Below are 8,509 nucleotides of genomic sequence, written 5' to 3'. Positions count from 1 at the left end.
CCGGTCTGTCTCAAGCCCGAAAGAGGGTCCAGGACGGACGCTGACCCGGCTCTGAGCCACCGGAACGTCCGGGGCGTGGTTCATCACAGACAAATCAGCGATATTGGACACGTCACAAATACGAATCGCTCAGCTTAGGTTATAGGAAGAACTGCCATCAAATGGAAGGACAACTTTCAAGTCATAGTTACCAGCCGGTTGAATCCCCATACCCGTTCTTACAGCAGATGCATAATAAGTATTCTGGCCGTTCATCTCAATGTCAGGAAGAGGCGTTACATTCGAGCCATATGTACTGTCCCCAAAGTCAAATAAACCCATGAAATACGCATCTTGTATAAATGTTCTGTTGGCGGCTACGGGAAGAGTTGGGTCACTTGGAAAACGCGTACTTAAATTGGATACAGAAGATGTGTAACCATTGTCATAGTCGTTCATTCGCAAGTCAAAGTAAATAAAGTTCTCTATTGTTGTGTCCGATTTGATCCACGGCAGGTCCGAATATTCAGTAGGAACATCGGGGTCGTAGTAATAAGTTGCAGAGAGGACAAGCCGCCCGATATCATCCAGAGTTGCCTTCGCCACGGACTGGCTGAATGCCATTCGTGGCATTACGCTTATCAGGAGAAGCAACAGGAGCGTTTTTACAATTCGGTAATTGAACGTAAATTCTTTGTGCATCGGGTTTCAGACCTTTGATGTCCAAGTGCTTAATTATTGCCGCTCGTCGCGTCCGGCACATCGATGCCCGCGCCGCGTACGGCTGCCTGAAGAGCCTCGATCTGTGCCTGTTGATCCTGGATGACGGCAATGAGAATAGGAATCAGTTCGGAATAGTTGACTCCCAGGGTCTGAACAGGTACATCCTGCGTCGATAAATCCTCTGCCGGAATCGCCAGTATCTCTTGTGAGACCAAATCAGGTAATACCGCTTGAACTTCCTGGGCGATTAACCCATAATGTACACCGTCAGCGAGACTCGCCCGAGGGAGACCCGCAGCGGCCAGTTCGTTAACGTTGGCAAAACGGTAGGTTAACGGCTTCAGTTCGAGCAGGGCGGACTTGGTCTCCGAACTGATCGTGGTTATGTCGCGCTTGAACCTGCTGTCTGACAACTGAGTTACGGTTCCCGTGGCATATACATTTCCGAAGAAATATCCTGCATAGTTCGTGGAAGCCCCGCTGGCTACGCCGTAAACGCCATACGCCTGTGATCCCCCAGTCGCACTTCCGTAGGCTCCGAAATTCTGGTTCGACGCGCCTGTACCAGTAGCATGAAGTCCATATGATTGTGTACTGCTGCCCTGTGCTTTCCCCCACAGCGCGAAACGATAGCTCGCATACCCGTTCTGGATGAATGAGTACACGCCATACGCATTGCCGCTTCCAACGCCGTCAAGGTTCAACTTCAACCCGTGTTCGCGCGCCGACTTCAGGTAGACTTGACTTGTAGATACTGGAGCAGATGACCCGATCCCTACCCTTCCATTGCTGTCGAGCTCAATCTGCGCGGCCGCCGGGTACGCAAGCCCCAGCACCAGAGCAACAATCAGTAATTGGGGGGGGGGTAATACAGGTTCTGAAAAGTTGAGTCAGCTTCATTTCGGCATTCGGATTGGGATGGGACGGAACGAATTTTGAATTGCTTTCAATTGAGGAATCCTTCTTCTGTCAGCATACGCGACGCCAGCCCGTCAAGCCAGTGCATTAATTCGTCTCTGTGAAGAGGGGTTGCACACCGATGATGTTTTCGGTATACGCCTTCCGGACGCCTGGACCGTAAATTGGACGCTTCATCCAATCGACGCTCCATGAACCTTTCCGACTGGCTCCGCCGTGACGCATCCTGATATTGTCCGCGTTGCCCTTCCGCTGCCGCTGGACCAGCTGTTTTCGTATACCGTGCCGCCGGAGCTCGTGGAGCAGGCGGTGCCGGGGCGGTGTGTGACGGTACCGTTCGGGCGCCAGCAGTTGACGGGGGTGATCGTAGAGCCGGGTGAGGCGGCGGATCTGGAGGGCGTTCGGGCGCGGGCGGTGAAGGCAGCGAGCACGGGGCTCGTCGAAGTGACGCCCGAACTGCTGGAGCTGACGCGGTGGATGGCCACCTACTACATGTGTTCGTGGGGCGAGGCGCTCCGGGCGGCGCTCCCCCCGGGGACGGTGTCGGCTTCCGAGTCGCGGCCGGCTACGCTGCAGGAAACTCGGGTAGCACTCCGGGAAGATGCGCCGCGGGAAGAGCCCCGGGGGGAGCGCCAACAGACGCTTTTACAGGAACTCCGGCGACGGGAAGGCCGTGGCATGCCGCATCCGACGCAGCCGGAGCTGCTCGCCGCCGCAGGCGGCGCATCATCCACCGTCCAACGCCTGGTGGAACTCGGATACGTGCGTCGCTACGAGACGCGGGTGGACCGGCTGCAGTCCCACATGGAGGACGGCTACGCGCTGCCCGATGTGCCGACGGTGGCGCCGGAACTGCATCCGTGGCAGGCCGAGGCGTGCCGGGCGCTGGACGCCCACCTGGAGACGGGCACGTACGGAACGTTTCTGCTGCATGGCGTGACGGGGTCAGGCAAGACGGAAGTGTATCTGGCGGCGCTGGAGAAGGCGCGGGGCATGGGCAAGTCGGCCATTGTGCTCGTTCCGGAAATCGCGTTGACGCCCCAGACGGTGCGCCGATTCCGGGCGCGGTTCGGCAACCGGATTGCGCTCCTGCACTCGCGCATGAGTGCGGGCGAGCGGTTCGATGCCTGGCGCGGCATCCGTGAGGGGCACTATCCGATTGTGATCGGGCCCCGGTCGGCCATTCTGGCGCCTGTCCAGGATCTGGGGATTGTGATTGTGGACGAGGAGCACGAATCGACTTACAAGCAGTTCGATCCGGCGCCGCGCTACCATGCCCGCGACGTGGCGGTGGTGCGGGCCCGGGCAGCGGGCGCGGTGTGCGTGTTGGGGTCGGCCACGCCCAGCCTGGAGAGCCTGGCGAACGCCCGCGAGGGGCGCTATACACTGCTGACCATGCCGGACCGGGTGCCAGTCGGGGGGCGCCCGGCCGCGCTGCCTGAAATCCGGATTGTGGACCTTCGCGGGGAAAGCGCGCTGCTGTCGCCGCAACTGGTGGCGGCCATTCTGGATCGGAAAAAGCGCGGGGAGCAGGCCATCATTTTGCTCAACCGCCGGGGATACGCGCCCAGCTTGGAATGCCAGGCGTGTGGCTGGACGCCGGAATGCCCCGATTGCTCGGTCAGCATGGTGTTCCACAAGCCGCTGAACCACCTCCGCTGCCACTATTGCGGCGTGACCGAGCGGATGCCTTCCGTGTGCCCATCGTGTGCCTCCGACCGCCTGGAGAAACTCGGCACGGGCACGCAGCGCCTGGAAGAGCGGCTGCGCGAGGAGGCGCCGGACGTGCGCGTGCTGCGCATGGATTTGGATACGACAACCACCAAAGACAGCCACAATCGCATTCTGGAGGCGTTCGGAAGGGGTGACGCGGATGTGTTGCTGGGCACGCAGATGGTGGCCAAGGGGCTGGATTTCCCGAAGGTCACGCTCGTGGGCATTGTGCAAGCCGATGCGGGCCTGGCGCTGCCCGACGTCCGCGCCGAGGAGCGCACGTTCCAGCTCCTGACGCAGGTGGCCGGACGGGCCGGGCGCGCCGATCTGGTGGGCGAAGTGCTGCTGCAGACCCGCCAGCCGGGCCACACGGTCATTCAGCACGCCATTCGGCACGACTACGCCGGGTTTGCGAAGCATGCCCTCGCCGAGCGGGAAGCGCTGGGCTATCCGCCCAGCGGACGGATGATTTCGGCGCTGTTCTCCGGCGTGGACGACCACCGCACGGAGAGCATGGCCCGTTTATGGGCGCGCCGGGTGGAGCAGACGGTGGCGGTGGCGCAGGTGCTGGGCCCGGCCCCGGCCTTCATCCACCGCGTCAAGAAGTCGTTCCGGCACCAGGTGGTGGTCAAATTGCCCGGCCGGTACCAGGCGCAGGGGCTGCGCGATGCGCTGGACGGGGCCACCGAAGCGCTCGGCACGCTCCCGAACGGGTATCGGGTGAACATCGACGTGGACCCGATGGGATTGGTTTAGAAATAGTCCACCATTTTCAGGTCGGCATCCATCCGCTGGGTGCGGGTCGTAACGAGGATGCTCAGGTCGTCGTTGACGGCAAGGCCCTGGTTGCCGGAGGTACCAGGGAGCGTTCGAAGCGTTGTCCTGGCGCCCGATTCAGGGTCCAGGAATTCCAGTGTGCCGGTGCCGTCGGTGCCGGACTGTGCCAGGACGACCCCGTGGCGGTACGGGCGCCAGGCGAACAACAGCGACAGGTCCACGGTCTCGTCAATGAGTTGGGGTTCGCCACCGACACCGCCATCATTTACCACCATCCGCCACAAACCGGCCTGACCCGGACGCTGGAAGTACAACCACGCGCCGTCAGCGGAAGGTATGCCCATGAGGCCGCCGTCGACGGTCAGCTGCCGGGTCTCGCCTCCCCCCGGCGGTATACGCCACAGTTCCATACGCCCCGTCCGATCGGATCCGAAATAGATCCAGTTTCTGTCCGGGGACCAGTGGGGATACACGTCATTCGCGGCGCCCGATGTCAAGAGGCGCGGCGCCTGGCCCGGCGCATCGATGACCGCAAGATGGGCCCGGCCATCCTGCACCGCCGTGAACGCCAGACGTCCATCCGGACCGGCCGAAGGCACGGCGACGCCATCGTACTCCGGATGCGGTATCCGGGATACGTCACCGCTTGACAGGTCGCATACGAAGAGGGCTTGGGGGCCACTCCGGTCGGACACGAACACGACGCGGTCGCCCGTGGGCAGGAGCGTAGGCGCATGATCGTGCCGGGTGGATTCACATAAGGGCGTCGGCGCTCCGTCCCGTTGCAGGAGGAGGTCGGTGTCGCGTTCGAACGTTTCAAATACCACGCGTCCGTGCACACGGTCCACGGTTGGCCGGAAGCCAGTTGGCCCCAGTGCACGGGACGAGCCATCCGAAGCGTCCAACTCCATCAGCGAAAAGTTGCCCAGGGACCCCATGCTGTAGACCATACGCCCATCATCGCCGAGCCAGTCCGAGCCGACAATGCCGGCATTGTGATGCGTGAGTCGGATTGTCGTCCCCGATTCCAGGTCATATTGATAGAGATCCAGCCATCCTTCGCCTATGCTCCGTGAAAACAGGATGCGTGTACCGTCGGGCGAGAACCGGGGAGCGTAGTCGTGATATTCGGGATTATCCAGCGGAACGCGCGTCCGCGCTCCGGTGGCCAATTCCACGATATCAATTCGCACGGGCGCATCGGAGGTATCCTGGCCGTCCAGGGCCAGCCGCGTGCCGTCCGGGGACAGATCCATGCTGACGAATCGACCGGAGCATGCCATGACATCACTGGCGGGTCCGCCGAGGGCTGGGACCGTGCGGACCCTGCACTGCTCTCCCGTCACTTCCACGAACAGGACGTCCTGCCCGTCAGGCGTCCAGGTCGGCGACAGGATCCGCGCATCCGCGCTTTCATAGGGCACGAAGGGGCTTGCATCGCCCGGCCGTGCCACGTGCAGCTGCGAGACCGCGCCTGAGTCGGGAACGTGCACATACGCCAGGCGCATCCCGTCCGGCGAAAACGCCGCCATGGATTCGCGACCCTGCAGCGCGGTGGCGGGAACGACCGGCCCCACATTCACGGACGCCGCGCGTGGTCCGGAATCGGGCTGACCGGCGCGGCCCATCCAGATCCATGCCGCCACGGCAATCACCACGACGGACGCCGCCAGGCCCAGGGGGCGCCACCGCGGGGGGACCGGGGCATAGGTAGGGTGATGTGTGTGCTGAGTTCTGTCCTGTGGCCGAGCAACAGAGACCGAAGCCGGAAGGTCATCCGGTGCCGGGCCCGCCTGCAGTGGCTCCACGTCGGCGGCCAGCATGTAGCCGACCCGCGGAATGGTCTCCAGCGCATCCCGCCCGAACACTTTACGCGCCTCGGAAACGCAGCGCGTCAAGGCGTCGTCGGTCACAATCGTATCCGCCCAGACGATTTCCATGATGCGATCCCGCGTCACGGGCCGTCCGGCGTGACGCGCCAGGAGCAGGACCACCTGCATGACCTTGGGTTCGAGCGATACCATGTCATCGTCCCGGTGGACCCGGTTCGTGCGCGGATCCACGTCCCAACCCGCCAGACGGAACCCGTCGGCAAGATCAGGCAGCGAATCGCCCGAATGGGATGCGAAGTGCGGTGGATGGGCCAATGAGCGGACGCGCGAAGTTGAACACGGTGGAATGCTCCACGCTCTACGGAAGCATGGGGCCCCGGTTTCTACTGGATGGATTCCGCCAGGAGGCGTGCCCGGTTCTCAAGCAGCGATTGGTAGTCGAACGCGGGTTTGTACTTCGCGAGCGTCTCCAGGCGGCGAAGGGCTTCGTCCGGACGGGAATCGGCCAGGAGCGATGCGGAATGGAACAGGCTCCAGGGCGCCCACTTGGCGGCCGGTTCGCCCGGCTCGGCGATGGCGCGGTCGTACCAGATGAGGGCTTCAGCGGCATTATCCATCACCTCCGTGGTGGTCCCCTCCACCTCGGCTTCGTGGTAGTACCGGCCCAGTCCGTAATACGCGGCGCCGCGGATGCGGGCCGGCAGGCCCGGCTCCATGAGCATCTGCCGGTAGAGCGCCGCGCTGGCCGCCTCTTCCTCCGAATTGAACAGGTTCTGGGCGCGGATGAGCGTCCGGTCGTGCGTGGACATGGGCTCGGCCAGCAAGCGTTTCACGGCCCGCGCCGAAGCCGCTTCTTCCTCGAACTGCCGCGAAACGTCCACCAGCCGGTAGGCCTCGAGCGCCCCCTCACGGTCGCCGGTGAGTTCCCGCGACATGCCCAGATGCAGCCGCGTCAGGTTTTTCAGGGCAGGTCCTGGCTGCTCGGCCAGGTATCGTTCGTAGTACGGAATGGCCTGCTCGGGCCGGTTCGTCCGGAAGTATGCATCCCCAAGCAGCGCAACCGGATACAGCATGGGTCGCCCCTGGGCTTCGGTCCGTTCCAGGGCCGGCATCAACACGTCCGGCATCCGGTTCGCCTTGCGTTTGCGCAGCAGCATGTCCCCGTGCATGAGGGCCATGATCGGACTCCGCGGGTAGGCGGCATGGAGTGCGGCGGTCACGTCATTCCCCTGGACCCCCGATTCGAATCCATACGCATCCAGGAGCGCCAGGAAGAGCAGCGACTCATCCCTTCCGTAGGCCGCGTTGGCGGCCGCATCCTGCAATTCGGCAACGCCCTGAGGCACCGTGCCGGCGTAGCCGAGCATCCTCAGGAACCGTCGGAACGTCGAAGGAAACGCCCCGACCGCCATGTGCAGCAGGCCCCGGATTTTCTGGAGTTCGGTATCGGCCCACGCGGCATCGCCCTGCGCGGACGGGGCATCGGACGCCAACCACGCCGCATTCGCCGCGAGCGCCGCCCGCACATAGGCTTCCTGTTTCGACCAGGCGAACGACCGCAGAAGCTCGTTTTCGGCCGTGAGCCAGCGGATTTCGGCCGTGTAGCCCCGCTCGGAGCGCGCCGCATCCAGTTCTGCGCGGAGCGAATCGGAATGGGCCATGACCTGCGGCACGACACTCCGGTCATCGAAATACAGGAGCGCAATCAGGGGACCGAGGGCCAGATGCCAGCGCGCCAGCAGGCGTACGGTGGTTGGATCCACGGGGTAGGCGGCCGGTCCGGTCGGCGCCGGTTGGCGCAGCAGGGACTGGAAGATGCGCTCCGCAGCGGCAAATTCCAGGTCGAGCAACAGAACACGACCCTCATGGATGGGCGCCGGCATGATGGCCGGACGTTCGGCGGATATCTGTGCCGTGGCCGTTCCCGCGAGGGCCAGCAGAATCAGGAAGGAGAGCGTGCGGCCCATGTTCGCGGGGGACGGATGACGGTCGTGAGCGGCACGACCAGATTGTAGAGCACCATGAGGGGGGCGAGTACCGGCAGCCACGGGATCAGATCCCGGTCACGACGCCGCCCATCCCGCAACAGAACCGCCGCGTGGATGGCCACGACGACCAGCGGGACCGCGAACAGGGCAACCACGGTCGCAGGTGACGCAGAAAGGGCCAGTGCGACCGCAGGAAGCACCCACGTCGCCAGGTCCACCCCGTGCCACAGGGCGAGTCGGATGTGGGCATGGGCCGGGTAGTGCTTCCCGGCCGACAGGTGGCGACGCTTCTGGTGCCACCAGGCCCGGAACGTGGCCTGGGCGGGGCTCGGTACGTGGGCCTCCTCGCCGTGCAGACACAGGATGGGAGCCGCTCCGGTCCGGGCCACGTGTTGCACGAACAGGTCGTCGCTGCCGGAGAGGGTATGGGCGTGACCGTCAAACCCGCCCACGGCAATGAACAGCGATTTCGGGTAACTCAGGTTGGCCCCCTTGGCCAGGAAGGGGCGGGGGGGGGCCCCGGGCGCCCCCCCCCCCCCAGAGGTGTGGGGGGGGAACGAGGCGTGTGTGAGGCCCCCC

6 protein-coding genes are annotated in these 8,509 nt (G+C 63.7%); 1 reads left to right on the top strand and 5 read right to left on the bottom strand.

The features are described 5' to 3' along the window. Positions 1–129: 129 nt before the first annotated feature. Positions 130–585 (bottom strand): hypothetical protein, encoded by a 456-nt coding sequence (locus tag RIE53_00585; GenBank protein MEQ9103170.1) that lies wholly within the window; start codon positions 583–585, stop codon positions 130–132. Positions 586–710: 125 nt separating this feature from the next. Further along, a complete protein-coding gene (locus tag RIE53_00580; protein MEQ9103169.1) occupies positions 711–1,367 on the bottom strand; it encodes a tail fiber domain-containing protein in 657 nt (218 codons plus the stop codon). Positions 1,368–1,836: 469 nt separating this feature from the next. Between RIE53_00580 and priA the strand changes: the two genes are divergently transcribed. Then, on the top strand, positions 1,837–4,089 hold the full coding sequence (priA, locus tag RIE53_00575; GenBank protein ID MEQ9103168.1) for a primosomal protein N': 2,253 nt from the start codon (positions 1,837–1,839) through the stop codon (positions 4,087–4,089). On the opposite strand, the gene RIE53_00570 is transcribed toward priA, so the two are convergent. The 3 genes from RIE53_00570 to RIE53_00560 all read right to left on the bottom strand — a co-directional run. Further along, entirely contained in the window at positions 4,086–6,257 is a 2,172-nt protein-coding gene (locus RIE53_00570; protein ID MEQ9103167.1) for a winged helix-turn-helix domain-containing protein, read from the bottom strand. The two genes, priA and RIE53_00570, sit on opposite strands and share 4 nt — an antisense overlap. 68 nt (positions 6,258–6,325) lie before the next feature. After that, positions 6,326–7,909, bottom strand: coding sequence for a hypothetical protein (locus RIE53_00565; protein ID MEQ9103166.1), 1,584 nt, complete (start codon positions 7,907–7,909; stop codon positions 6,326–6,328). After that, positions 7,885–8,509 (bottom strand): hypothetical protein (locus RIE53_00560; protein MEQ9103165.1); only part of this gene is annotated, 625 nt, incomplete at its 5' end. The genes RIE53_00565 and RIE53_00560, both read right to left, overlap by 25 nt.

The sequence above is a fragment of the Rhodothermales bacterium genome (assembly GCA_040221055.1).
In the GTDB taxonomy this organism is placed as follows: Bacteria; Bacteroidota; Rhodothermia; order Rhodothermales; family UBA10348; genus 1-14-0-65-60-17.
This window is presented reverse-complemented; position numbering and strand designations above follow the sequence as displayed.